This window comes from Arthrobacter sp. D1-29 (assembly GCF_054130585.1).
Genome location: NZ_CP096383.1, coordinates 3,740,260 through 3,765,405 on the forward strand (window position 1 = coordinate 3,740,260; position 25,146 = coordinate 3,765,405).

Genomic DNA, 25,146 nt, shown 5'->3' on the forward strand with positions numbered 1-25,146 from the left:
TGACCGCCCTTGGCTATCCAGGAATTCACAGCCCCGTCATCTGACCCTTACACGGGTGGGCTAACGTGGTGGGCATGCTGACTGGATTCAAGAATTTCATTATGAAGGGCAACGTCGTTGACCTTGCCGTAGCTGTTGTGATGGGCGCCGCATTCAGTGCCGTTGTCACCTCTATTGTCGAGGGGCTGCTCACCCCCCTGATTGGTCGCCTTTTCAGCGCCAAGGGCATGGAGGAAATGCAGTGGGAGGGATTCATGTACGGGTCCGTCATCTCCTCCATCATTTCCTTCCTGCTGGTGGCAGCGTCCATCTACTTCGTGGTGGTGCTGCCGATGAACCACATGATCGAGCTGCGTAACCGCAAGCTGGGGATCAACAAGGACGTCAAGGAAGAAGCGGCGGAAGACCCGCAGATCGCCCTGCTCACCGAAATCCGGGATGCCCTGCAGCGCACTCCCTCTTCCTAAAACCGAATACAAGGAATGGCCCGCTTCCTGATGGAGGCGGGCCATTTTTCTTGATACCTGGTTAGTCGGTGACAAGCTCCAGCGCGAGCTCCGTCCGGACGATCTCCGCAAGGCGTTCGGCGATGGCTTCGGCAGTCGATTCGTCACCGGCCTCCACCATGACGCGTACAACCGGCTCAGTGCCCGATGGGCGCAGCAGGACCCGCCCCGTCTCCCCCAGTTCGGCTTCAGCGGCGGCCACGGCCTGCGCCAGCGCTTCAGTGGTGTGCACCCGGGTTCGGTCCACTCCCCGGACGTTGATCAGCACCTGCGGGAGCTTGGTCATGACGGTGGCCAACTGCTTGAGCGGACGGCCTGTCAGGGCGATCTGCGCCGCCAACTGAAGGCCGGTGAGGACCCCGTCGCCGGTAGTGGCATGGTCGGCAAAAATTACGTGACCGGACTGTTCGCCGCCAAGGTTGAAGCCACCGCTGCGCATCTCCTCCAAAACGTAGCGGTCCCCCACCGCAGTTTCGCGGATGCTGATGCCTGCCGCACGAAGGGCGATTTTCAGGCCGAGGTTGCTCATCACTGTGGCTACCAGGACGTCGTCGGTGAGCTTCCCCGAGGCTTTCAAGGCCACGGCGAGGATGGCCATGATCTGGTCGCCGTCCACCTCATTGCCTTCGTGGTCCACAGCGAGGCAGCGGTCCGCATCCCCGTCATGGGCGATGCCAAGGTCTGCACCGTGCTCCACAACGGCAGCCTTAAGAGGTCCTAAGTGGGTGGACCCCACGCCGTCGTTGATGTTGTGTCCATCAGGATCCGCCCCAATGACTACCACCTGGGCGCCGGCATCGGTGAAGACCTGGGGAGAACATCCGCTGGCTGCACCGTGAGCGCAATCCAGAACCACCTTCAGCCCCTCCAGGCGATGCGGGAGGGTGCTCAGCAGGTGGAGGACGTAGCGGTCTTCCGCGTCTGAGAAGCGCTGGATGCGGCCTACATCGCCTCCCACAGGCCGGACCGGCTCCTTAGCCATCTGCTCCTCGATGGCGTCTTCCACGTCGTCAGGGAGCTTCTGGCCGCCACGGGCGAAGAACTTAATGCCGTTGTCTGGAGCGGGGTTGTGTGAAGCGGAGATCATCACGCCGAAATCGGCGTCGAGGTCTGCCACGAGGTAAGCCGCTGCCGGAGTGGGGAGGACGCCGGCGTCATAGACGTCGATCCCTGAGCTTGAGAGCCCTGCTTCGACGGCGGCGGCTATGAATTCACCGCTGGCACGGGGGTCCCGCGCAACAACCGCACGGGGGCGCGCGCCGCCGATGTTGCGGTCATGGCCGAGCACGACGGCGGCCGCCTGGGCCAGCCGCATTGCCAGCTCCGCTGTCAACAGGCCGTTAGCCAGGCCTCGGACACCATCTGTTCCAAATAATCTAGACATCGGGTCAAGTGTAGAGGATGGGGGTTGGACCCCACTTATCCGGCTCCTTTGATTGTGGTTTTTCGTGTGGTGCCCTGTGGTCCCCGGCTACGCCCTCCTGTATCTTCGCCTAAGTAGCCTTCGGTGTTACCCCGACGGCTGATTGAGTTCCGGCTAAGGGGGGCAGGTCCTTGAAACGAGGAGATGCAATCGGGGTTGCGGCACTGGGCGGTGCCGCAGCTGTTATGTATTTGTGGGGTCTCAATGCCAACGGCTGGGGCAATGGCTACTATGCGGCAGCTGCACAAGCTGGAGCTGAAGACTGGAAAGCATTCTTCTTCGGATCCTCGGACAGCGGCAACAGCATCACAGTGGACAAACTGCCCGCCAGCATGTGGGTCACTGCACTGTCCGTACGGCTGTTTGGCCTGAGTTCGTGGAGCCTGCTGGTGCCGCAGGCACTTCTTGGTATCGCCACAGTGGTTCTTACGTATTTCACAGTCCGCCGCCACTTCCGGCACAGTTCCGCCATGATAGCCGGAATCGTTTTGCTGCTTACTCCTGCGGCCGCCGTGATGTTTCGTTACAACAATCCGGATGCGCTCCTGACGTTCCTGCTGACCCTGGCGATGTATCTCATGATCCGGGCGACCGACGATGGACGCTGGCGCTGGGTGCTGGCAACCGGAGCGGTTATCGGGGCAGCATTCCTTACCAAGTCTGCGCAGGCCCTGTTGCTGCTTCCAGCTCTGGGGGGAGTCTATCTGTACGCCGGCCCAGGCAGGCTCCAGCGGCGATTTCTTCAGTTGCTAGCTGGCGTGGGCACCGTAGCCCTCACAGCCGGATGGTGGCTGGTGATTGCGGAAATGACACCTCCGGAAACGAGACCCTATGCAGGAGGTTCGTTCAGCAACAGCTTTGTCGAAGTGCTCCTGCGCCAGAACGGCCTCGGGCGGATCCTCGGAGCCGCAGGGGGCGGGACGCCCGGGCAGGAAGCCGCGCCTCCCGGGCCTCTCAGGCTCATAACATACTCGTCATATGGCAGCCAAGGGGCGTGGCTGTTGCCGGCAGCAGGCATCCTCGTTATTGCCACGTTGATCCTGTTGCGGCGGCAGCCGCGGACAGACCCCAGGCGCGCAACTCTGCTCCTTTCAGGGGGATGGCTGCTAAGCTACTGGGCTGTTTTCAGTTTCATGGGCGGCGTCATCCATCCCTATTACCTGATAGCTCTCGCGCCTCCGACTGCGATGCTTATCGGTGCTACCTGGGGATTGCTCCAGCCAGCCCAGAGGTGGGTCCCATACCGGCTGGTTGTGGCCCTGGCAGTCCTCATATCCGGAATCATTGCTTTTGGCTATTTAACAAATGCGTCCGATTCTGGTCCGATTTTCGCTATTGCTGTTCTCGCCTTCTGCCTCGTGGCATGCGAATTGGTTGTATTTCGGATCCGGAAACGAACGGCCAGACGCATCACTGTTGTCTCCCTTGCGGCAACCTGCGGCCTAGGACCCTTGTTGTTTTCGGCCTCGGCCATAGTCAGCCCGCACACAGGAGTCTCGCCGGCTGCATCCATATTGGGAAGCCATGCCATCCTTGATTCGCCGGATCCATCCCTCTGGCCGGAGGGCAACAGCCAAAGCATCAGGGGATCAGCCCTCGGCCACCCCGCAGACGCTGATGTCCTAGCCTTCCTCCGCAACGGAAATGATCCAGCATCGCGCTGGGCTGCGGCATCTCCGGGCGCCCTGAACGCTGCCCAGTACCAGCTCAACCTGCAGTTGCCCGTAATACCAGTCGGAGGATTCAACGGCGGCACACCGTACCCCACCATTAGACAGTTCAGTGAGTATGTGGAATCGGGCCAAATCAGGTACTACGTTGTGCGGCACGATTCTCAGGACATCGAGGCCGAGGCCGAGTTTGCCACCGAACTGACCGAGTGGGTCCGGGCAAACTTCGTCGCCCAGCAAATGGGTCAGATGGAGGTCTTCGACCTGAGCAGGCGGCTGCCAACCTCCTGATCAGGCCGGAAACGGCGGAAGCCCGCCCCACCGATAGCGGGACGGGCTTCCGTGCAAGCGGATTTAGCGCTTGGAGTACTGCTGAGCCTTGCGGGCCTTCTTGAGACCGGCCTTCTTACGCTCGATGACGCGGGCGTCGCGGGAGAGGTATCCGGCCTTCTTCAGGATGGCGCGGTTGTTCTCGACGTCGATCTCGTTCAATGAACGGGCAATGCCGAGGCGCAGGGCACCGGCCTGGCCGGAGATCCCGCCACCGTGAATACGGGCGATGACGTCGTAGGCGCCGTCAAGATCGAGGATCTTGAAGGGCTCGTTGACGTCCTGCTGGTGCAGCTTGTTCGGGAAGTAGTTGTCCAGCGCACGGCCGTTGATGGTCCACTTGCCGGAGCCCGGCACAACGCGGACACGGGCAACGGCTTCCTTGCGGCGGCCAACAGCTGCGCCGGCAACTGTCAGGGCCGGACGCTCCTTCTTCGGCGCAGCTGCCTCGGCAGCTCCGCTTTCCGACGTGTAGCTGGTCAGGGTTTCCTCAGCCTCAACGGCCTCGGTGGTCTCTTCGTTCTGAGCCACGGTTCTCCTTGTATAGATAAGTTGTTTGGTGGCCAGGACTACTGGGCGACCTGGGTGATTTCGAAAGTCTTGGGCTGCTGTGCGGCGTGCGGGTGCTCAGCACCGCGGTACACCTTCAGCTTGCCCAGTTGCTGTGCAGCGAGGGAGTTCTTGGGGAGCATGCCCTTGATGGCCTTCTCAACGGCGCGGACCGGGTTTGATTCCAGCAGTTCCGCATAGTTGACGGAGGTCAGGCCTCCCGGATAACCGGAGTGGCGGTATGCCCGCTTCTGCTCCAGCTTGGCGCCGGTCAGGGCAACCTTTTCAGCATTGATGATGATGACGAAATCGCCCATGTCCATGTGGGATGCAAAGGTGGCCTTGTGCTTGCCGCGCAGCAGGATTGCGGTCTGGCTCGCGAGACGACCAAGGACAACGTCTGTGGCGTCAATGACGTGCCACTGGCGGTTGATATCGCCGGGCTTCGGGGTGTACGTACGCACGGTTTTTGCCTCGTTCTTATTCTGGCGTTCTTGTTTAGGTGTCACTCAAGCGTGTGCACCTACTATCTATGCGCTACCGGAACAGAGGTGAGGGCTCCATGTAACCAGTCATCCTGAAGTCCCGAATGTGCTCGTTGAGTAGTCATCCTGCAACCGGATTCTCAAGCGGGCACGCATCATCGAGAAAGGACACGCACAACGACTACCAATATTAGCTTGAACCGGGCGTCAGGGTCAAAATGGGGTAGCCGGATGCTCCACCGCAAACCCGCCGGCCTGACAAAAGCAGGGGGACCAAGTGATTTCTTTGGCCAATGCCAGTCCCACAGATCCCTTGCTTGTGGCTGGGTTCGCGCTCCTGGGACTCATTCTTTCACCCTTGACCGAGCTGCTGATCGCCCAACTGCTCCCCCGCCTCGGCGACCTGCCCGCCACCCGCACCAGAATCACGACGGCGGCTGTTACCGCCCTTGCCTGCGCCGCCTTTGCGCTGAGGTTTGGGGAAGAACCCATACTGCCAGCCTTTGTCCTTCTTGCCGTATTGGGCGTACAGCTGGCCAGAATTGATATTTCGCTGCATCTGCTGCCGAATCCGCTGGTTCTATTCCTGCTAGTGGGCGGGATGTCGCTATTCCTGGTCTCCCTTTTTGCCGAAATACAGTGGACCGGCATCCTCAGAGCAGCGGCCGGCGCCGTAATTTTGTTCGCGATTTACCTGATTCTGGCGATTATTTCCCCCGGCGGCGTCGGAATGGGTGACGTCAAGCTCGCAGGACCGATTGGCCTCTACTTAGGGTACCTAGGCTGGAGCCAACTGCTGTATGGAGGCCTCTTGGGCTTTGTCCTGAACGGTTTTGTCACCCTGGTGGTAATGCGAAGGAACCGCACCGAACGTGCGTCGGAGGTGGCACACGGCCCCTCCATGCTTGCTGCGGCGGTTGGTGCCGCACTTTTTATGCAGTAGGAACACCCCTGTTTAGACTCCTCCCAGATCTCTAACCCATCCCTAACCCTGGCTCCATCCAAGTAGTACTCTCCGCTGCGGCTTGCTTCCTTCTGAGTACCCCGGCCGTGGTTCCGAGTAGCCGCCCAAAACCTGCTCCAGAAATTCGAGTACTACTACGCATTGTTGCAAAGAACCCCTAATGACAATCTCTTCTTAGCGAAGTCCAGCCGCTAAAAGAATTATGGGGGCAGCTGGAAATTCGTTGAAAGAAGTATCCAATCCATTTCATCGAATTAAGGAAAATAAAAATGACTTCTCTTATGGTCTCTATGATCGCATTCGTTGCCGGCGTAAAGGATCGTTTCGCTTCGGAGAAAGGCGCGACTGCGGTCGAGTATGGCCTCCTCGTGGCCCTGATCGCCGCCGTTATTGTCGCCATCGTCGCTACTCTGGGCGGCCAGATCAACACGGCGTTCACCACCATTTCCAACAAGCTCTAAGTAAACCAGAAGCCATGAATTTGGTACTGCTTTCAATTCTGGGGTTTATTACGAAAGCCAAGGCTCAACTGGGTTCAGAAAAGGGGGCTACGGCAGTTGAATACGGCCTCCTCGTTGCTCTGATCGCGGCGGTAATCATCACCATCGTCGCTACCCTCGGAGGCCAGGTCAACACGGCCTTCACCACGGTGTCCAACGCACTGTAGCCGTAAGGCCCTCGAAGCCCAGGGGCGGGGCGGGAGGTCGGGCAGATGCTCGTCCGCTCCGTTCCCGCACCTGGGCTTCCCTCTTTGACTCCCCGCCGTATGACGGCACCAATCGCCGGCATCTCGAGTCAACCATGCGACTAAAACTTGCCCGGATTCACTCCGGGCTTCCTAGAATCCGGTCAAATCTTATGAAGACATGTGTTAACTCAAGGCGGCGTAGAGGCGCACGGGAGAGAGGCGCGGTCGCCGTTGAGTTTGCCCTCGTGCTCCCAATCTTCTTGGGACTGGTCTTGGGCATCGCCGAGTTCGGCAGGTCATTCAACATCCAGGTTTCGCTCAGCGAAGCCGGCCGTGAAGCAGCGCGTTATGCAGCCATTCACTGTGCGGAAACCGGATACACCGACTCGCATGCGCAAGATGCCGGAGTAGCCGCGGCCCCGTCCGTCTCCTTGAGCGCATCTGACATCGGCATCAGCTATTCAGGTACGGGAACATGTTCGGCAGGCAACAATGCCGTAGTCACGGTGAGCTACACGACTCCATGGCTGACAGGTTTCCCTCAGCTAATTCCAGGCATGCCTGCCAATCTCACAATTCAAGGAAAAGGTGTCATGCGATGCGGCGGATGAAGGTCCAGGGTTCTGAACGCGGGGTCGTGGCCCCATTGACTGCCCTCATCATGGTTTTCCTCTTAGGCATGGCTGCCTTCGCCGTGGACGTGGCGACGATGTATTCCGAACACGCGCAGCTACAAAACGGGGCCGACTCTTCGGCTCTGGCCATAGCGCAGGCGTGCGCGGCGACTCCAGCCGGGCCTGCTTGTGCAGCTCCCGTAGCTGCCGCGGCCGGCCTGGCCAACGACAATGCGCTGGACGCCCACAGCAACGTTGTCAGCGCAACCGTAGGCTCGGGGGTCGTCAATGTAACTACCCAGGCACAGGACACCTCCGGCAACAACCATTTCTCTTTGGCTTTCGCGCGGGCCCTGGGGATTGAAACATCAGACATCAAAGCGTCCGCGCAAGCGAAGTTCGGCGGGTATTCCTCGGCCAACGTCGTTCCTTTGGCCTTCTCCAAGTGCGAGTCGGATCCCTTCTTTACGAAGGACCTGCAGTTCTTTCCTTCTCATGGGGACAGCCTGGCTGACGACCCGGCCTACGAATGCGTCACATCATCGTCGTCGGGGCATGAAGTTCCTGGAGGCTTCGGATGGCTGGATTCACCAGGATCCTGCAGTGCGAAAGTCAGCATCACCGATCCTTGGGTTGGAACGGATACTGGACAAAATTATGATGCCGACTGCGCCACCAGAATGAATGAATGGGGTGCCATCCTGGCTGATCCTTCTAAGACAGTGGAAATCCTCGTTCCCATTTTCGACGACCGTCGCGGAACAGGCAGTAATGCCGAGTTTCATATCGAGGCTTTCGCCCAAATCTCGCTGCGTGGCTGGAATCTTGCAGGCGGGACAAAGCTGCCTGAAGATTTCATGACACCTGAGGCCACCACTCTTTCCAAGTCATTGAAGCTCAAAAATAGCGATAACGGTATCTTCGGTCGCTTCATCAAGAAGGTTTCGCTGGCGGAGGCAGCCACACTCGGTGGACCAACCACCTACGGCGCCACGGGCGCGCAGCTAAGCCAGTAACGAAAGCTCCAACCCAATCGCCTGAGACTGGAGCAGCCAGCTGGGGCGGCAGCTAAATAACTAAGGAGATATCCAAGTGAAAACTCGCCTTCTGGGAGGCATCGTAGCGCTTGTGCTCGCAGTAGTTGGCACATTGCTTCTGGTCTCATACGTTCAAGGTTCTGAAGCCAGAGCCCAAGAAGATCTTCAGCCCATTGATGTACTCGTTGTTGAAAAACAGGTTTCCGAAGGTGCAACGCTTGACCAGATCAGGGAATCCGTCAGGCTCGCTTCCCTTCCGGCTGCGTCAGTACCCAATGGCGCGCTCAAGAGCCTGGACGGTCTGGAGGGCAAGGTGGCTTCTGCAGACCTAGTGCCGGGAGAAGCTCTCCTGGGTGTCAGGCTCGTCGATCCGACCAGTTTGGCTGCACCAGGATCGGTTCCCGTCCCTGCAGGAATGCAGGAAATCTCAGTACAGCTGGAAGCGCAGCGCGTTGTTGGAGGTCGAATCGCCGCCGGGGACACCGTGGGAATCGTTGCCCTCTTCGAGGACGGAGCGAACGCGGGTGGAGGAGAGTCTGCGCAGCAGATTTTTCACAAGGTCCTGGTCACCAGCGTTCAGCGGTCCACTGCTCAGACCTCTACAAACGGTCAGACGGACCCAGCCGAACAGGCAAACACGCAGTTGCCTACAGGTCAACTCCTGGTGACCTTTGCAAGGGGTGACACAGATGCAACAAAAATCGCATTCGCAGCAACATTTGGACAGCTGTGGCTGACAAAAGAACCAGATTCAGCAACCGAAAGCGCCCCGTTGACCGTGAAGAAGATGGAGCTGTTCCGATGAGCAGATTCGTGCTGATTACAGCTGACACCAACTTCTCTCATCGGGCGCAACAAGCCGTCGCCGGCCTGCACGGGACTTTGCAGACTCTGGCGGCCGACTACCTCCCCCCTAGCCCCGACGACATCCTGCGGGTGTTGAGCGGCGAACTGGCAGAGGTGATACTCCTGGGTCCCGGTCTGCCCACAGATGACTCAATCCGATTGGCGAGTTTGTTCGATCTCCAATACCCGGAAATCAGTGTCGTTCTAGTCACCGAGAGTGAATCTAACGTGGCCCTTGCTGCCATGCGGGCCGGCATCCGTGACCTTCTGAGCCCCCTGGCGACCTCCGAAGACATACGGAGCATGCTGGAACGAGCAAGCCTTGCGGCTGCCGGAAGGCGACGCGGGCTGGGAGCGTCGGTCGAGGACGGTGTTTCGGGAGGACGCATCATTGCCGTCATGTCACCAAAGGGGGGGGTGGGAAAGACGACTGTTACAACGAACTTGGCAGTCGGCCTCGGCAAAATTGCCCCAATGAGCGTCGTGGTGCTGGATCTGGATCTACAGTTTGGCGACGTAGCCTCCGGGTTGATGCTGGAGCCGGAGCGAACTTTGGCGGACGCGGTGACCGGGGCAGCTACCCAGGACACGATGGTTCTGAAGTCATACCTGACCCTCCATCCGTCCGGCGTGTACGCCTTGTGCGCTCCTCTCAACCCTGCCCACGCTGACAAAATCAGCGGTGAACAGGTGGGGCACCTCATCGGTCAGCTTGCCGCTGAATTCCAGTACGTCGTGGTCGATACTGCCCCAGGCTTAGGGGAGCATGTCTTGGCTACCTTGGATCAAGCGACAGACGCCGTCTGGATTTGTGGCATGGACATACCAAGTATTCGAGGCCTCAGGACGGGCTTCAGCATTCTTACCGAGCTTGATCTCCTTCCAGGAAATCGGCATGTAGTGCTCAACTTCGCTGACCGAAAGAGCGGTCTGACTTTGCAGGATGTAGAGGCAACCATTGGATGCCCCGTTGACATTGTCCTCCCGCGTTCCCGGGCAGTTCCGTTCTCGACAAATAAGGGTATGCCGCTCCTGCAGGAAGGCAGCCGGGATGCAGCCGCCCGAGGCATGGGGCAACTGGTGGATAGGTTCAAGCCCAACTGGGAACAACGGCCCCATAAGAAACTGCACAGAAGGGTAATAGTCTGATGAGCCTGGCCAGAAGATTAGAGGTCGCTCGTGGCCTCGACGGCAACAAGGATGCTATTGCCGAGCCGGCGAGCGGACAGTGGAAGGCAACCCCCTCTCCAGCAGACCAAGGAGCGAACCCCTTCGAGTCTGTAAGCTACGTCAGCGAGCCGAACGAGGCCCTGAGCGCTGTCAAAGAACGTGCAGGGACAGCCCTCTATGAGCGTATGGGAAGCCGAATCACCGATTCCTCAATTGAAGAGTCGGAGCTCCAGCAATACGTAAAAGACGAATTGCGCAGCATCATTGAAGACGACGAAATCCCCCTCACAGTCGGCGAGCGCCAGCGGCTGGTCCAGGAGATTATTGACGATGTTCTGGGATTGGGTCCGCTTGAGAAGTTTCTGAGCGACGGCGAGATTACGGAGGTCATGGTCAACGGTCCGGACAAAGTCTATGTCGAGCGAAATGGAAAGCTCACCCTCACGGGCGCCCGATTTAACGGCGAGGAGCACTTGAGGAAAGTCATCGAACGGATTGTCACCAAGGTGGGAAGGCGTATCGACGAGTCTTCCCCTCTAGTGGATGCCAGGCTGGCCGACGGTTCCCGTGTCAACGCAATCATTCCGCCCCTCGCAGTCAGCGGTTCGTCTCTAACCATCCGCAAATTTGGGCAAGTGCCCCTAACCGTCCAGAACCTCATTTCATTGGGGTCCATGTCTCCGGAAATCGCGGAGCTGCTGCAGGCCTGCGTCAGGGCTCGATTGAATGTCATCGTTTCCGGAGGAACTGGCACCGGTAAGACAACCCTTCTTAACGTCTTGTCATCCTTTATTCCAGCAGCAGAGCGAATCGTCACCATCGAAGACGCCGTGGAACTCCAGCTCCAGCAGGAGCACGTCGTTAGGTTGGAAAGTCGGCCCAGGAACATTGAAGGCCGGGGGGAGATCACTATCCGTGATCTCGTTCGAAATTCCCTCCGAATGCGTCCTGACAGAATAGTGATCGGTGAGGTCCGGGGCGGGGAATCCTTGGACATGCTGCAGGCTATGAACACCGGACACGATGGTTCGATCTCCACCGTTCATGCCAACTCGCCCAGGGATGCCATCTCACGTCTGGAGACGTTGGTCCTAATGGCAGGAATGGACTTGCCTCTTCGTGCGATCCGGGAACAGATAGCGTCTGCCGTGAACTTGATCGTACACATTTCCAGGCTGCGTGATGGCAGCCGTCGAGTGACCCATGTCACTGAGGTTCAGGGCATGGAGGGTGACGTGGTCACTCTGCAAGACGCTTTCGTCTTTGACTACAGCGCGGGAGTCGACGCCCACGGAAGGTTCCTAGGACGGCCTGTGCCGACCGGAGTTCGTCCACGATTCGTCGACCACTTCGCCGACCTAGGAATTCCACTATCTCCCACCGTGTTTGGCAGCGTGTCTACAGGAGGTGCGTTCCGTTGACGGTAACGAATCCGGTGTTTTTGGCTATCGGGATAGCTCTTTGCTTCCTCGCGTTAGGTGTGCTGCTGGTATTCACGTTGAAAAGTAGTCGGGGGGATATTCCCTTGTCCAGGAGAAGGCCAGGCGTCACAAACGGCCCATCCCTGTTGACGAGGGTGACAAATTCAGCGACGACGTTCCTTGATCGAAAAGTCAGCAAAAATGCTGCTTTTGGAAGTCGAGTCTCCCTTGAACAGGCAGGTCTTAAGATGAGGCAGGCTGACTTCATCTTGCTCATTGCGTGCGTTTCTGTCACGGCCGGAGTAGTAGGTTTTATTTTGGCCGGAACCCTCACATGCGTACTCTTCATATGCGCAACCCCACTCGCTGGGAAGCTGTTTTTGGGCATTCTATCCGCTCGTCGTCGCAGCAAGTTCGACTCACAGCTGGGCGATACGCTCCAAATGCTCGCGGGAGGGTTGCGCGCCGGCCATAGCCTCCTGCGTTCGATAGATGCCGTTTCGCAGGAAGCCGAGGCACCAACATCCGAGGAGTTCGCCCGACTCATCAACGAGTCGCGGCTTGGTCGGGATTTGAGAGAATCGATGGCTGACGCCGCGAGGCGACTACGCAGCGAAGACTTCGACTGGATAAGCCAGGCGATTGAAATACATCGCGAAGTGGGAGGGGACCTCGCAGAAGTGCTGGATCACGTTGGTGAAACTATACGCGAGCGGGCGCAGATTAAGGGGCAGGTAAAGGCCCTAAGCGCCGAAGGCCGTCTTTCCGCCTACATTCTGGTCGCGCTCCCAGTTGGAATGTTTTTCTATATGAGCGTGGTTAACGCCGCCTATATTGCAACGCTTTATACCAACGTACTTGGTTGGTTCATGTTGGCTACGGCTGGAGTCTTGCTGGCCGTTGGCAGCTTCTGGCTAAGCCGCGTAGTGCAGATCAAGTTCTAGGAGAAATCATGACGACAATGGCATGGGTAATCGTGGGGCTGATCATAATCCCTTGTTCATTCCTGGTTTGGTCACTGGTTTCTGTGGACAGGAGGGGGTTTGCAGCCGTTCGCAGTAACCTCGGACGAGGACTTCGCTTGAGTGAAGGAATAGTTGTGGCTGGGGGATCTGCACCGTCGGTGGACTCCAAACCGTCTGTCCCTCTGGGGATGCGCATGACTCCGAAGGGTTATACCGGATGGCTCGACAAGCTACTCGCGCGTGCTGGAAGGCCTGCTCGGCTTCCTCTGGACCGCTTGCTAATCGCTAAGCCCGCCCTGGCATTGGTGGCGGCCGTTCTTGGCATCATTTCCATCATCAAGAATCCGACCGGGCCTGCCGTTCTTTCTGTAGTGTTCCTGGCCGCGCTTGCGTACTTCGCACCAGACATCCTGATTCATGGACGTGGAGCCAAGCGACAAAAAGAGATAGAACTCGAGCTTCCGAACACCCTCGATCAGATGCTGATCTCGGTGGAAGCTGGACTCGGTTTTGAAACTGCAATGGCCCGTGCCGCCCAGAACGGAAAAGGTGCTCTCGCTGCCGAACTCATGAGGACTTTACAGGATATGCAAGTCGGACGAAGTCGACGGGATGCTTATACCTCCATGGCGACGAGAACCGATGTACCTGATTTGCGAAGTTTCGTGCGGGCTGTTGTCCAGGCAGACATCTATGGAATTGCGATAGCAAATGTCCTCCGTATTCAAGCTAAGCAGATGCGTGTAAAGCGGCGTCAGCGTGCAGAGGAAAAGGCTATGAAGCTGCCGGTTAAAGTACTCTTCCCTCTCATGTTCTGCATCCTTCCTGTTCTATTCATCGTGATCATCGGACCGGCTGTCATCAACGTCATGAAAAATTTCGTAGGCGCCTTCTGAGCTAGGTTTCGATACCCGCAAGACGCGCCACCCGGCGCCCCAAAGACCGGACCCCCTCGGCACCCAGAACCGAGGGGGTCCGTTTGTGTGCCCGCAGCCATTGTTTCCGAGGTTCCGCGCAGTATCCGGAGAGCAAAAGCACAGGAAAGGCGCAGGGGAAGAAGCCTTTGCGCAGGATGCTGCAAGTTCCGGCTTTAGCCCCTTTTTTGCTTGCTAACTTCGTTTTAGAGCTGGTGCAGGACCAGCCACCCCAACTCGCTCAGGAGTTTCAAATGCTTTCACTTATCGCTACTCTTCAGACCCTCGGCTTCGCTCTCAAGGACCGTCTCCAGGGAGAAAAAGGCGCCACCGCTGTTGAATACGGCATCATGGTCGGCCTTATCGCGGTTGTCATCATCGTCGCTGTCAGCACCTTGGGCGGCAAGCTGAACGGCTTCTTCGCCAACATAAACACTGCGCTCTAGCCCATCGATACCTAGATCGGACGCCGGGACCTAGAACCTGCGTAGATAGCCACGTTCAAAAGTCGTGCGGTGCAGGCCCATACCTGCACCGCACACCAGTTTCAGGCCCTTAGAGCCTTCCCCGGCCACTGCAAGATACGAAAGGGACCTACCTGATGCGTGAACAGTCAGAACGCGGCGCAGTCGCCGTTGAGTTCGCGATCTTGCTCCCCCTGCTTCTCATGCTGGTTTTGGGAACCATCGAATTCGGCCGGGCCTACAACGCCCAGATCACACTTACAAATGCCGCCCGGGAGGGGGTCAGGGTCATGGCTATCGCCAAGGACCAGGCCGGCGCCAGGACCGCTGCCAAGAATGCGGCAGCTGCGGTCAGCTCCGGCATCCCCGATTCCGATATCACCCTCAGCACCACCATCTGCAGCACCGGGGACCAGGTGACCCTCACCATCAATTACAACCTTTCAACCATCACCGGCATCGCTGGCCCCTTTGCAATGACAGGCAAAGGAGTCATGCTGTGCGGCGGCTGACAGCAACGCGTCAACCGCCCCAGGAACGCGGCAGCATCACCGTCATCGTGGCATTGCTGATGGTGGCCATGCTGGGTTTTGTGGCAATCGCCATCGACGTCGGCAAGATCTATTCGGAACGTTCCGAACTGCAAAACGGTGCCGACGCAGCCGCTGTTGCCACCGCCCAAAAATGCGCACGCGATGCCAGCGATGCATTGTGTTCAACGACGTCCACCCTCGCGGCCAGCCTCGCCAACCAAAATGCCCTCGACGGCTCCAGTAACGTCTTTTCCATTCAACTGGATAAGACAGCTCGAACGGTGATGGTCACCACGTCTGCCAAGGAGTCCGGCAGCCCCGACAATTCCGTTTCCCTCTTCTTTGCAGACATTCTGGGTATCCCCACCAAAGAAGTGGGTGCCCTCGCGTCCGCAACCTGGGGCAGCCCGCTCTCAGGACGCACGGCTTTTCCACTCGCCTTCTCCATCTGCCAGGTGAAGGACAACGTAGGCGGCGCTCTCCAACTCCTCCAGGAACATGGCAAGAATGCCAACTTGGACTGCAACTACGGCCCATCAGGCGCCGCTGTTCAGGGTGGTTTTGGTTGGCTAACCCAGGACCCGGGCGTTTGCGGGGGGACCATCGACCTCACAGTCAGTGAGGGCGGAAGCGATCCAGGCAACGACGCCCCCAGTAACTGCTCTACAGAACTAAACCGCTGGGCCAGCGAAATCGCTGCCGGCCGTGAAGCCGTTGTATTGCTGCCCGTCTTCAACAAAGTCACGGGCACTGGCTCGGGAGCCGTGTACAGCATGGTGTACTTTGCCGCGTTCAAGGTCACTGGCTGGAAGTTCAGCGGAGGCACCGGCCTCCCCTACGAATTCCGCAGCGCAGCGTCGACGGCCACCGGAGTTACCGCTGCGACAGAATGCACGGGAAACTGCCGCGGCGTCATCGGCAGCTTTGTCAAATACGTGTCCCTCGCGGACGGATACGCCCTCGGCCCGGTGGACGCTTCCGGCACCACCATCGTCCGAATGACCCCCTAACCCGTCACCCTCAACTAGGAGTTGAAAGTGAAGTCTCGCCTGCTGGCAGGAACGGCTGCGATTGCGTTGGCGATTGTTGGAGCTCTCCTCATCATCTTTTACGCTCAAGGAGCAGACCAGCGCGCCATGGCGAACATGGAGCCCGTGGACGTCCTGGTGGTCAAGACCGCGATCCCGGCAGGCACCACAGTTGATGCCATGGCCGCAGCCCTGGTCACTGAGAAGGTTCCGGCCTCGGGCGTGGCCGACACCGCGCTTAGCACCCTGGCCAACTCGGGAGGCACGGTCAGCGCTGTTGATCTTGTCCCCGGCGAACAGCTCCTGGCCGAACGCCTGGTGGCACCGGACGCCGTCAAGGCCACGGGCGCTGTAAAGGTGCCGGCAGGCCTGCAGGAAGTCTCCTTCCAGCTGGAACCGCAACGGGTAGTAGGCGGCCGGATTAACGTTGGCGACCATGTGGGCATCTCCCTCAACTTCGAGAACGGCGCCTACAAGGCCAAGGGAGAGGACGCCACCACCCAGCTCACTCTCCGCAAAGTCCTGGTCACGGCGGTGCAGCGCGCTCCCCTGGCGGCGAGCGCAGAGAAGCCTGCCGAGGACGGAACAAACTCCCAGGACACCACCCTCCCTGAAGGTTCCCTTATGCTTACCGTCGCCGTCACGGACACCGACGCCGGCAAGATCATCTTCACGTCAATCAACGGCAGCCTCTGGCTCACCAAGGAACCCCTCGACGCCCAGGACAACGGTCCCCGGGTTGAGCGGAAGGAAGTGGTCTACAAATGAGCCGCTTCGTCCTCCTCTCCCCCAACGTCGAGTTCGATCAGAGACTGCGTGCAGCCGTGGCGAACGGGCTCAGGGGCACGGTCCAGACCATCGCTTCGGACATCCTTCCCGCCGGACCCCAGCAGCTGTTTGCGCTCCTTAACCAGGAGCAGCCGGAGGTACTCATCATCGGACCGGATGTTCCTATTGAAGAGGCGCTGCGCTTTGCCAAAGTCTTCGATGTCCAGCTCCCGGGACTCAGCCTGGTTCTGGTCAGCGACGCCGACCCCTCTGCCCTCCTGCTGGCCATGCGGGCCGGGATCAGGGACATCCTCAGCCCCAACGCCGATCCCGCGGAGATCCGGGTGCTGCTGGAACACGCCTGCCAGTCCTTTGCGACGCGTCACCGCAGCCACGAGTCAGCCCCGGCAGAAAACGGCGGCAAGGGTCTGGTGATTGGTGTCTTTTCCCCCAAAGGAGGTGTTGGGAAGACCACCCTGGCCACCAACATCGCCATCGGCCTGGGCCAGATCGCACCCATGAGTGTGGTCATCGTGGATCTTGACCTGCAGTTTGGCGACGTTGCCTCGGGTCTGTACCTCAACCCCGAGCACACCGTCACTGACGCCGTTTCCTCAGCCGCACACCAGGATTCATTGGTCCTTAAGGCGTTCCTCACGGTGCACCCCGCAGGAATCTACGCCCTCTGCGCACCGCCAACTCCCGTGGAAGCGGACCACATCACTCCTGATCAGGTCACCCGCCTGCTTGAGCAGCTGTCCAAGGAATTCCAGTACGTTGTGGTGGATACCGCGCCGGGCCTGCCCGAAATAGGCCTCGCTGCCATGGAGCAGTGCACCGACGTCGTATGGGTCAGCGCCATGGACATACCAAGCCTAAGGGGCCTGCGGTCAGGCCTGGAAGTACTCCGCCAGCTTGAGATCATGCCGGAATCACGGCACGTGGTTCTCAATATGGCAGACGCCAAGGCCGGCCTCAACGTTCAGGACGTCGAGTCCACCATTGGGGCACCGGTTGACGTCAGCATTCCCCGCTCCAAGGCGGTAGCCCTTTCCACCAACCGGGGGATACCTGTCCTTCAGGAGTCGAAAAGGGACCCGGCTGTGAAAAGCCTCAAACAGCTTGTTGAACGCTTCAACCCCGTCTGGCGCACGCAAGCCCAGCGCAAAGTTCACCGAAGGGTGGTCATCTGATGAAACTCTCCGAGCGGATTACAGCCGTCCAGGACAGGCACCAAGCCGCGGGGCATTCAGTGGCGGTATTGGAACAGCCCCGTCCGGTGGCTCACCATGCTCCGGTCCGGGAGGAAACCGCAGGCCCGCAACAGCCTGCCGCACGGGCGCCCAAAGTATCGTCGCCTGACGTTCCCGCCCCTGCAGCCGCGAAAGCACAGCCGGTGGACGTCTTTGCCGCGATGAAACTGCGGGCAGCCACAGCCCTCTTTGAAAGGATGGGCACCCGCTTCAACGACGCATCGGTAACTGAGCAGGAACTGCGCGCCACGGCCAAAGAAGAGCTCACCCGGATCATCGACGCCGAACAGGTTCCACTTTCGTCCGAGGAACGGACCCGCCTGGTCCGTGACGTCGCTGATGACGTGTTGGGCTACGGCCCCCTCCAGCGGCTGCTGGACGACCCAGCCGTCACCGAAATTATGGTCAACCGTATGGACCAGATCTACGTCGAACGCAAAGGAAAGCTGACACTCACCGAATCCCGTTTCAGTTCAGAGGAACACCTGCGGAAGGTCATTGAACGGATCGTCTCCAAGGTAGGACGCCGGATTGACGAGTCTTCGCCCCTGGTGGACGCCCGCCTGGAAGACGGTTCCCGCGTCAATGCGGTCATCCCGCCCCTTGCCGTAGGCGGGTCCTCCCTGACAATCAGGAAATTCAGCAAGGTCCCGCTGACTGTCCGCAACCTGATCGACTACGGAACCCTGACACCCGAGATGGCTGAGCTGCTGGACGCCTGCGTAAAAGCCAAGCTCAATATCATCGTCTCCGGCGGCACGGGCACCGGCAAAACCACCCTCCTCAACGTCCTCTCCTCCTTTCTTCCGGGAGACGAAAGAATCGTGACGATTGAAGACGCCGTGGAACTGCAGATCCAGCAGCAGCACGTTGTCCGTCTCGAAAGCCGGCCTCCCAATACAGAGGGCAAGGGCGAAGTGACCATCCGTGAACTCCTGCGGAACTCGCTGCGCATGCGGCCGGACCGGATCGTTGTAGGTGAGGTCCGTGGCGGCGAATCATTGGACATGCTGCAGGCCATGAACACCGGCCACGACGGTTCGCTGTCAACGGTGCACTCCAACTCCCCGCGCGACGCGGTGGCGCGTCTGGAAACCTTGGTCCTGATGGCCGGTATGGACCTGCCCCTGCGGGCAATCCGCGAGCAGATTGCCTCCGCCGTAAACCTCATCGTCCAAATCTCCCGCCTGCGTGATGGCTCCCGCCGGATCACCCATGTCACTGAGGTGCAGGGCATGGAGGGTGACATTGTCACCCTCCAGGATGCCTTCGTCTTCGATTACTCAGCCGGAGTGGATGCGCATGGCCGTTTCCTCGGCAAGCCCGTGGCCACCGGCATCAGGCCGAGGTTTATTGACAGGTTCGAGGACCTGGGCATTCACGTCTCGCCGGCGGTCTTCGCCGGTACAGTCACTCCGATAACGAAATGACGGTTCGGCAATGATGCTTACCGTTGGGGCAGCCATCCTCCTGGTTGCAGTCAGTCTCCTGGGCATCGCGATCGCCGTGCCCAGCGCGCCGGAAGTTCCGCTGGACCGCCGGCGGCCTTTTGAAGCCAATCCGCCCACCAGCCTGGCCCGCCTGGCGGCCTCGGCAGTGCGTTCCTTTGAACGGGTCCTTGCCGGCAAGAGCATCAGCTGGTTCTCCCGCAGTGAACTCGAAAATGCAGGCCTTCGCCTGAGCCAGGCGGAGTTCTTCATCCTGGTCGCAGTAGGATCCTGCGTGGGGATCCTGATTGGGCTTGTAGCCCTCGGTCCACTCGTTGGCCTGCTCCTCGCGCTTCTGGCGCCGTTTGTTGGACGGATGGTGGTGGGCTATTTGGCCGGGAAGCGCCGTTCGAAGTTTGATGGCCAGCTGGGCGACACGCTGCAGCTCCTGTCGGGAGGTTTGCGGGCCGGCCATAGCATCCTTCGGGCCATCGACGCCGCAGCCAGCGAATCCCAGAAACCCACCTCAGAGGAGATGCGGCGCGTGATCACTGAAACGAGCCTTGGGCGCGATCTCCTGGCAGCCCTCAATGACACGGCCGTTCGAATGAAAAACGAGGACTTCGTCTGGATATCCCAGGCCATTCAGATCAACCGCGAGGTGGGCGGCAACCTTGCCGACGTCCTTGACCAGGTCAATGAAACCATCAGGGAACGCAGTGAGATCAAAGGCCACATCAAGGGACTGGCGGCCGAGGGCAAGTTCTCCGCATACATCCTCATCGCCATGCCCTTTGGCATCGTGGGCATGTTGCTGACCGTAAATCCCGGATACATGAACTCGATGTTCACCCATCCCCTGGGCTGGGCCATGATCGGGGCATCATTCGTCCTGATGGCCATCGGCGCATTGTGGATGCGCAAGATTATCGACCTGAAGTTCTGAGGAACAATGAGCCCCCTTATTCTTCTCGCAGTCCTGATGGTTTGCGTCCCCTTGGCGGGGATTACCTGGTCCGTGCTGACCACTGACAAGCAGGGACGCACCGCCGCCGTCGAAATCCTTGGCCGCGGCACAGTCCTGGCAGACAACGTTGCCCCAGTACGTCGCAGCGCGCTGGAAACCATCGGCCGCCGCCTGACACCGGCAGGATACGTCGCTTTCCTCGACCGCCTGCTTGCGTTGGCAGGCCGGCCGGAAACGATGCCGCTGGGACGCACGTTGGGATCAAAACTGGCCCTTGGCGCCGCCGGCATAACTCTCGGAGTTTATCTCACCTCCGTTGGAACCACTCCCGTGATGAAATTGGCCGGGCTTTTCCTTGTCTTTCTGGGTTATTTCATTCCGGATTTGCTGCTCTATAGCAAAGGGAAGGAACGTCAAAAAGTCATCCAGTTGGAATTGGCTAATACCTTGGATCAAATGCTGATTTCCGTAGAGGCAGGACTGGGATTTGAGGGGGCCATGGCCCGTGCCGGTGCCAACGGCAAAGGCCCGTTGGCCGAGGAGTTGGTCCGCACGCTGCAGGACATGCAGGTGGGGCGCAGCCGCCGGGAGTCCTATTTGGCACTGGCAGAACGCACAAACCTGGCCGAACTGAAGAGCTTTGTCCAGGCCGTGGTCCAAGCGGATACCTATGGCATCGCTATTAGCCGGGTGCTCCGCGTGCAGGCGAAAGCTATGCGTGTAAAGCGACGCCAACGGGCCGAGGAAAAAGCCATGAAGCTTCCCGTGATGATTTTGTTTCCCCTTTTGTTCTTCATATTTCCCGTGCTTTTTATTGCAATTCTTGGCCCCGCCGTTGTAAACACCGTTGTCACGTTCAGTGGCCAGTGAAAACAGAAGTACCCCGCAATAGTCCCTCAAGCTTTCCACAGGATCAGCCGAAGTCACACTTTTTAAAACAATCAGGAAGTAGCCTTGAACCATGCACATTCCAGATCCCACTTCCGGCCACAGAGGCGTCTCATCCGACGCCCTGCCGGCAGGGTCTGGAGCTGGCGTGGGTTCACGGCAGCCATTTGAAGGAGAAGAGCTCTTGCCCCTGGTTGATTCCGCTGTCCTCGAAGACCTGGAAGAACAGCTCAATGGTTCAGAACTGGCAGTCCGCTTCGCACGGGACTACACCACCATGTGGGACCACCGGTACAGCCGTCTGGCAGCCGCAGTGCTCAGCGAGGACCGTGCATCTGCCCTCGACGCGGCTATCAGCCTGAAGATAACGTCGGCCATGGTGGGCGGCCTCCGGCTCGCACGGCTGGCAGAACTCCTGGAAAAAGTGATCCGTCAGGGCGACTTTAGCCAAGGCCAGGCGCTCATGGAACAAGTCGCCGAGGACGGCGGCCAGACGGTCTCAGAGCTCCAGGCCAACTACATTCTGAAGAACTGATAGGGGCCCGGCCCCCGCTGGGTTATGTTGAATTACCGGGGCGCTTTGGGGCCAGCCTGTACCCCACACCCCGCACAGTCTGCAGCCAACGCGGTGCCAGGGGATCCTCCTGGAGTTTCCGCCGGAGGTTGCCGATGTGAACCTCCACCGCCCGCTCATCCGCTTCGCTGATGTAAGTGTCATCCGCGTAGAATTCCCCCCGCACTGCACGGACCAGGTCGGCCCTCGTACACACTGCGCCGCCGGTACGCAACAGCTCGTGCAGGAGGTCAAACTCGCTGCGTGTGAGCGCCAACTGTTCTCCCCGCATGGTGACGGTCCTCGTCCTGTGGTTCAGGGCCAGGCCGTTGTGATGCAACACTCCCGTCTCTGCCGGGGGTGCCGCGGCCGAAGTTGAAGGTGCCGGTGCCGACGTCACCGTCCGCGGCGTGTTTCCCCCGTTGACCTCGTGCCGCGGCCTTCGCATCATGGCCGCAAGCCGCGCGCGTAGTTCCCGCGGCCTGAACGGCTTGGCGATGTAGTCATCTGCCCCGGCGTTGAGTGCCGAGAGCAGATCCGGTTCTTCGGTTCTGCCGGTCAGCATCACCACGTAGGCATCGCTGAAATAGCGGATTCGCCGGAGCACCTCGAACCCGTCAATGTCCGGCAGGCCGATGTCCAACGTCACCACGCTGGCCTGCTTGTGCCGCACGACTTCAACACCTTCGCGTCCGTCAGCGGCCGTGTGTACCTCAAACCCTGCCTGAGTCAGCACTCCCTCAAGGAGGTTGCGGATATCCACGTCATCTTCGATTACTACAGCTACTCCAAGATCGTCCATTTGCTACCCCATGCCAAGCGGAATGCCCCCCATCGGCCCAGCGCCAATGCCATTTCCGCTCCAACTATCTCTACGCTACAAGCAAGGGTGACGGATGACACGTCTTTTCTGTTTTCATCTGCCCAAAGTCAATTATCATGACTTGAGACGTACATTCGATCCAAGGGAGGGCGGAGCACCGTGCGCTGCACGATTGCGCTTGTAATTTCGCCCGTTATGCGGTGTTTCATGCCCGAGAGGTTCTGTCACCCTCATGGCTGAGAGGCTGGTTCAGCGTGGAATAGGCCGCTATTTCCGGACTTTGGGCCCGCGTACGCAGGTGGCATTGTGCCAGCTTCCGCTAACCCTGATCGTCTTGGCAATAGGGATCGCGACTCCCTTTGCCTGGCCCGCCCTGTTGAACAGTCCGCTTTATATTGTGGGAATGGTCCTGCACGGCCTACTGTTTGCCTGTTGTTTCCTCGTCCCTTGGGAGCGGCTGAACAGAAACGCATACCTGCTCATTCCGGTTCTTGATCTTCTTGCCATTGGACTTTCACGCAACGGTGCCGGACAGGTTGTTCCCGGGCTGGTTATCCTGACCATCTTCCCAATCATCTGGCTGTCCGCCTCGGGAATGCTCGCCAAAACAAGCATCCTTTTGAGTATTGTTGGGCCGTTCCTCATTATGCTGCCCACAGTAATGGCGAAGCTTCCACACGTTACGGCTTCGGATTTCACCTCGCTTCTGCTGTTCCCACTCATGATGCTTGCCGTCTCGCTGGCCATCCGCTTTGCCAGCGTCAATATGAGGATGCAACAGCGCCAGCTCCAGGAGAAGGATAAGGAGCTCCGGGACTTGCTTGCCGAGAGCAGGGAACGCGAAAGGCTCCTCAAGACAATTCTGGACGCTACCGACGTCGGGATTGTTGCGGTTAATTCAAACGGCGAGCACCTGCTGACGAACAACCAGCAGCGGGTCTTCGAGCAGAATGCCAGCAATTCAGACGTGCGCTCGTCGGACGAAAAAGATCAGCTGATCTTTGCGCAGGACAAACTGACTCCCCTGCCGGCCGAAAAGCGGCCTATTCGGCGAGCCATCCAAGGTGAGTCTTTTGCGGATTACCTTGTGTGGATTGGCAAGGGATCAAAACAGCGCGCTGTTTCCACAGCGGCGAGGTCGATGGTGAGCGATGGCGGTGAATTCACGGGAGCTGTGGTTGTCTACAACGACGTCACCGGACTCGTCGAGGCTTTGGCAGCAAATGAGGAACTTGTCTCTAATGTCTCCCACGAATTCAGGACACCGCTGAATTCCATCCTCGGGAATATCGATCTGGTTCTCGAGGATGAAGAGGGAACCTCCAAGCTGTCCGCCCAGCGCCTTGAAGTTGTCCAGCGCAACTCAGAGAGGCTGCTGGCCCTGGTATCGGACCTGACCCTGTCAGCTTCGTCCGCGCTCAGGGTTCATCCAAAGCGGACGGACCTCGCGAGCCTTGTGGCCACCAGCATCGGCTCAGCCATGGCGCAGGCTGACCAGTCGAACATCGCCTTCGTGGCTGACGTTCCCTCACCACTCTGGGCCTACGCTGATCCCCTGAGGATCGGACAGGCCCTGGACAACCTGGTGTCGAATGCCATCAAGTACTCCCCCGGGGGCGGCGTGGTGAGTATCAGCGCGCAAGGCGCCGGCGGGTGGGTTCGGCTCTCCGTTAAGGACACCGGTATGGGCATGACGTCGGAGGACTCCGAGCGGGTTTTCAAGCGGTTCTTCCGCACGGACTCAGCCCGGCAGGCCTCCATCGCCGGAGCCGGTCTGGGCCTGTCCATCACCAAAACAATCATTGAGCGCCACGGCGGAGACATTTCCTGTGAGAGCCGCCCTGGCGAAGGCACCACCTTCACCCTTACGCTGCCGGCAGACGGGCCCCCGCCGTCGTTCTAGGGGGCGGCCAGCCGAAATGCAGCTGGCACCAAGCGGCTCACAGAGGCCGAGGCTCAAGTGCTGCGCACTGCCCGCGTGAGTTCGGCCCTCGCGAGCATCTCGTCGTCGGAAGGGTAGGCCACTTCCTCGAGTACCAGCGGATGGGGCGCGGCCAGGATGGACCTGGCATCACGCTTCTTGGCCAGGAGCCTCTCGTAGAGCCAACCCGGTTCCTCCACGCCCTCGCCGACGTAGAGGGCGGAACCGACCAGGGCACGGACCATGTTGTGGCAGAAGGCATCCGCCTGGACGGTAGCAACAATGACGCCGTCCTCGCCACGACGGAACTCGAAGCGCTGGAGCTCACGGATGGTGGTGGCTCCCTCCCGTGGCTTGCAGTACGACAGGAAGTTCTGCAGCCCCAGCAGCTTGGACGCTCCCTGGTTCAGCAGTGACACGTCCAGCTGATTCTTGTGCCACAGCGTGAAGTAGCGCTCTAGCGGATCCCACAGCGCCGGCCCGTCCGCGATGCGGTAGCTGTAGCGCCGCCACAGCGCGGAGAACCGGGCGTCAAAGCCTTCCGGCGCCAATGACACCCGGTGGACCTCGATGGCCCCGGTCAGATCGCCCAGGCCCCTGCTGAGGGCGCCCCGGAGGCGCCGCAGGAGGGCGACGGCGGGATCCAGTTCCGCTCCCCTGTTGAGTCCCAGCCACTCGGCTTCTGTCAGGTCGAGGTGGACCACCTGGCCGCGGGCGTGCACTCCGGCGTCGGTACGGCCGGCCACAGTGACACGGACCGGGCGGCGCACCAGCAACGCCAGTGCCTCCTCCAGGACCCCCTGGACGGTGCGCATGCCGGGCTGGAGTGCCCACCCGCTGAAGGGGCCGCCGTCGTAGGACAGATCAAGGCGGACACGCAAAAACCCGCCGCCCCCTGAAACGGGGGCCGCGGGTTTTTGGTCGTTCATAGACACAAGT

At 59.5% G+C, this 25,146-nt stretch carries 27 protein-coding genes; 22 read left to right on the plus strand and 5 right to left on the minus strand.

What is annotated here, in order from left to right:
• The first annotated feature begins 74 nt into the window (after positions 1-74).
• Positions 75-467, plus strand: coding sequence for a large conductance mechanosensitive channel protein MscL (gene mscL, locus M1E17_RS16795; RefSeq protein ID WP_457963108.1), 393 nt, complete (start codon positions 75-77; stop codon positions 465-467).
• A 61-nt stretch (positions 468-528) separates the two neighbouring features.
• On the opposite strand, the gene glmM is transcribed toward mscL, so the two are convergent.
• Positions 529-1,890, minus strand: coding sequence for a phosphoglucosamine mutase (gene glmM / locus M1E17_RS16800; protein WP_457963109.1), 1,362 nt, complete (start codon positions 1,888-1,890; stop codon positions 529-531).
• 170 nt (positions 1,891-2,060) lie between these two features.
• Between glmM and M1E17_RS16805 the strand changes: the two genes are divergently transcribed.
• Positions 2,061-3,890 carry an ArnT family glycosyltransferase gene (locus M1E17_RS16805; protein WP_457963110.1) on the plus strand — a complete coding sequence of 610 codons (1,830 nt, stop codon included), beginning with the start codon at positions 2,061-2,063 and terminating at the stop codon, positions 3,888-3,890.
• A gap of 63 nt (positions 3,891-3,953) precedes the next feature.
• On the opposite strand, the gene rpsI is transcribed toward M1E17_RS16805, so the two are convergent.
• Positions 3,954-4,460 (minus strand): 30S ribosomal protein S9, encoded by a 507-nt coding sequence (rpsI, locus tag M1E17_RS16810; protein WP_104136643.1) that lies wholly within the window; start codon positions 4,458-4,460, stop codon positions 3,954-3,956.
• A gap of 38 nt (positions 4,461-4,498) precedes the next feature.
• Entirely contained in the window at positions 4,499-4,942 is a 444-nt protein-coding gene (gene rplM / locus M1E17_RS16815; RefSeq protein WP_015937805.1) for a 50S ribosomal protein L13, read from the minus strand.
• A 379-nt stretch (positions 4,943-5,321) separates the two neighbouring features.
• On the opposite strand from rplM, the gene M1E17_RS16820 reads away from it, so the two are divergent.
• From M1E17_RS16820 to M1E17_RS16910, 19 genes are all read left to right on the plus strand, one after another.
• On the plus strand, positions 5,322-5,906 hold the full coding sequence (locus M1E17_RS16820) for a prepilin peptidase (protein ID WP_457963111.1): 585 nt from the start codon (positions 5,322-5,324) through the stop codon (positions 5,904-5,906).
• Between the two features lie 290 nt (positions 5,907-6,196).
• A complete protein-coding gene (locus tag M1E17_RS16825) occupies positions 6,197-6,388 on the plus strand; it encodes a Flp family type IVb pilin (RefSeq protein WP_457963112.1) in 192 nt (63 codons plus the stop codon).
• Between the two features lie 14 nt (positions 6,389-6,402).
• Positions 6,403-6,594 (plus strand): Flp family type IVb pilin, encoded by a 192-nt coding sequence (locus tag M1E17_RS16830; protein WP_457963113.1) that lies wholly within the window; start codon positions 6,403-6,405, stop codon positions 6,592-6,594.
• Positions 6,595-6,887: 293 nt separating this feature from the next.
• Positions 6,888-7,226 (plus strand): TadE/TadG family type IV pilus assembly protein, encoded by a 339-nt coding sequence (locus M1E17_RS16835; RefSeq protein WP_457963114.1) that lies wholly within the window; start codon positions 6,888-6,890, stop codon positions 7,224-7,226.
• A 26-nt stretch (positions 7,227-7,252) separates the two neighbouring features.
• Entirely contained in the window at positions 7,253-8,245 is a 993-nt protein-coding gene (locus M1E17_RS16840) for a Tad domain-containing protein (protein WP_457967809.1), read from the plus strand.
• 76 nt (positions 8,246-8,321) lie between these two features.
• Positions 8,322-9,071: a Flp pilus assembly protein CpaB gene (gene cpaB, locus M1E17_RS16845; RefSeq protein ID WP_457963115.1), complete on the plus strand. Its 750-nt coding sequence runs from the start codon at positions 8,322-8,324 to the stop codon at positions 9,069-9,071.
• Positions 9,068-10,261, plus strand: a complete 1,194-nt coding sequence (locus M1E17_RS16850) for an AAA family ATPase (RefSeq protein ID WP_457963116.1) — start codon at positions 9,068-9,070, stop codon at positions 10,259-10,261. Before cpaB (M1E17_RS16845) ends, M1E17_RS16850 begins: the two co-directional genes overlap by 4 nt.
• Positions 10,261-11,703, plus strand: coding sequence for a CpaF family protein (locus M1E17_RS16855; protein WP_457963117.1), 1,443 nt, complete (start codon positions 10,261-10,263; stop codon positions 11,701-11,703). Before M1E17_RS16850 ends, M1E17_RS16855 begins: the two co-directional genes overlap by 1 nt.
• The gene (locus M1E17_RS16860) at positions 11,700-12,647 is read left to right on the plus strand and encodes a type II secretion system F family protein (RefSeq protein ID WP_457963118.1); all 948 of its coding nucleotides are present in this window, start codon (positions 11,700-11,702) and stop codon (positions 12,645-12,647) included. Before M1E17_RS16855 ends, M1E17_RS16860 begins: the two co-directional genes overlap by 4 nt.
• 215 nt (positions 12,648-12,862) lie before the next feature.
• Positions 12,863-13,564, plus strand: coding sequence for a type II secretion system F family protein (locus tag M1E17_RS16865; RefSeq protein WP_457963119.1), 702 nt, complete (start codon positions 12,863-12,865; stop codon positions 13,562-13,564).
• 176 nt (positions 13,565-13,740) lie between these two features.
• Positions 13,741-14,028 carry a Flp family type IVb pilin gene (locus M1E17_RS16870; RefSeq protein ID WP_457963120.1) on the plus strand — a complete coding sequence of 96 codons (288 nt, stop codon included), beginning with the start codon at positions 13,741-13,743 and terminating at the stop codon, positions 14,026-14,028.
• A 155-nt stretch (positions 14,029-14,183) separates the two neighbouring features.
• Complete coding sequence (locus M1E17_RS16875; protein WP_457963121.1) at positions 14,184-14,558, plus strand: TadE/TadG family type IV pilus assembly protein; 375 nt, start codon at positions 14,184-14,186, stop codon at positions 14,556-14,558.
• Positions 14,546-15,589 (plus strand): pilus assembly protein TadG-related protein, encoded by a 1,044-nt coding sequence (locus tag M1E17_RS16880; RefSeq protein WP_457963122.1) that lies wholly within the window; start codon positions 14,546-14,548, stop codon positions 15,587-15,589. The genes M1E17_RS16875 and M1E17_RS16880 overlap by 13 nt, the downstream gene beginning before the upstream one ends.
• A 27-nt stretch (positions 15,590-15,616) precedes the next feature.
• Positions 15,617-16,375 (plus strand): Flp pilus assembly protein CpaB, encoded by a 759-nt coding sequence (cpaB, locus tag M1E17_RS16885; protein WP_457963123.1) that lies wholly within the window; start codon positions 15,617-15,619, stop codon positions 16,373-16,375.
• On the plus strand, positions 16,372-17,568 hold the full coding sequence (locus M1E17_RS16890; RefSeq protein WP_457963124.1) for an AAA family ATPase: 1,197 nt from the start codon (positions 16,372-16,374) through the stop codon (positions 17,566-17,568). Before cpaB (M1E17_RS16885) ends, M1E17_RS16890 begins: the two co-directional genes overlap by 4 nt.
• A complete protein-coding gene (locus M1E17_RS16895; RefSeq protein WP_457963125.1) occupies positions 17,568-19,058 on the plus strand; it encodes a CpaF family protein in 1,491 nt (496 codons plus the stop codon). Before M1E17_RS16890 ends, M1E17_RS16895 begins: the two co-directional genes overlap by 1 nt.
• A gap of 10 nt (positions 19,059-19,068) precedes the next feature.
• Entirely contained in the window at positions 19,069-20,001 is a 933-nt protein-coding gene (locus M1E17_RS16900; protein WP_457963126.1) for a type II secretion system F family protein, read from the plus strand.
• A 6-nt stretch (positions 20,002-20,007) separates the two neighbouring features.
• On the plus strand, positions 20,008-20,892 hold the full coding sequence (locus M1E17_RS16905; protein ID WP_457963127.1) for a type II secretion system F family protein: 885 nt from the start codon (positions 20,008-20,010) through the stop codon (positions 20,890-20,892).
• A 202-nt stretch (positions 20,893-21,094) separates the two neighbouring features.
• Positions 21,095-21,445, plus strand: coding sequence for an Hpt domain-containing protein (locus M1E17_RS16910; protein ID WP_457963128.1), 351 nt, complete (start codon positions 21,095-21,097; stop codon positions 21,443-21,445).
• A gap of 22 nt (positions 21,446-21,467) precedes the next feature.
• Here M1E17_RS16910 and M1E17_RS16915 read toward each other — a convergent pair whose 3' ends face one another.
• The gene (locus tag M1E17_RS16915) at positions 21,468-22,265 is read right to left on the minus strand and encodes a response regulator transcription factor (protein WP_457963129.1); all 798 of its coding nucleotides are present in this window, start codon (positions 22,263-22,265) and stop codon (positions 21,468-21,470) included.
• A gap of 424 nt (positions 22,266-22,689) precedes the next feature.
• On the opposite strand from M1E17_RS16915, the gene M1E17_RS16920 reads away from it, so the two are divergent.
• On the plus strand, positions 22,690-24,189 hold the full coding sequence (locus M1E17_RS16920; RefSeq protein WP_457963130.1) for a sensor histidine kinase: 1,500 nt from the start codon (positions 22,690-22,692) through the stop codon (positions 24,187-24,189).
• A 53-nt stretch (positions 24,190-24,242) separates the two neighbouring features.
• On the opposite strand, the gene M1E17_RS16925 is transcribed toward M1E17_RS16920, so the two are convergent.
• Positions 24,243-25,136, minus strand: coding sequence for a tRNA pseudouridine synthase A (locus M1E17_RS16925; protein ID WP_457963131.1), 894 nt, complete (start codon positions 25,134-25,136; stop codon positions 24,243-24,245).
• Positions 25,137-25,146 lie beyond the last annotated feature (10 nt).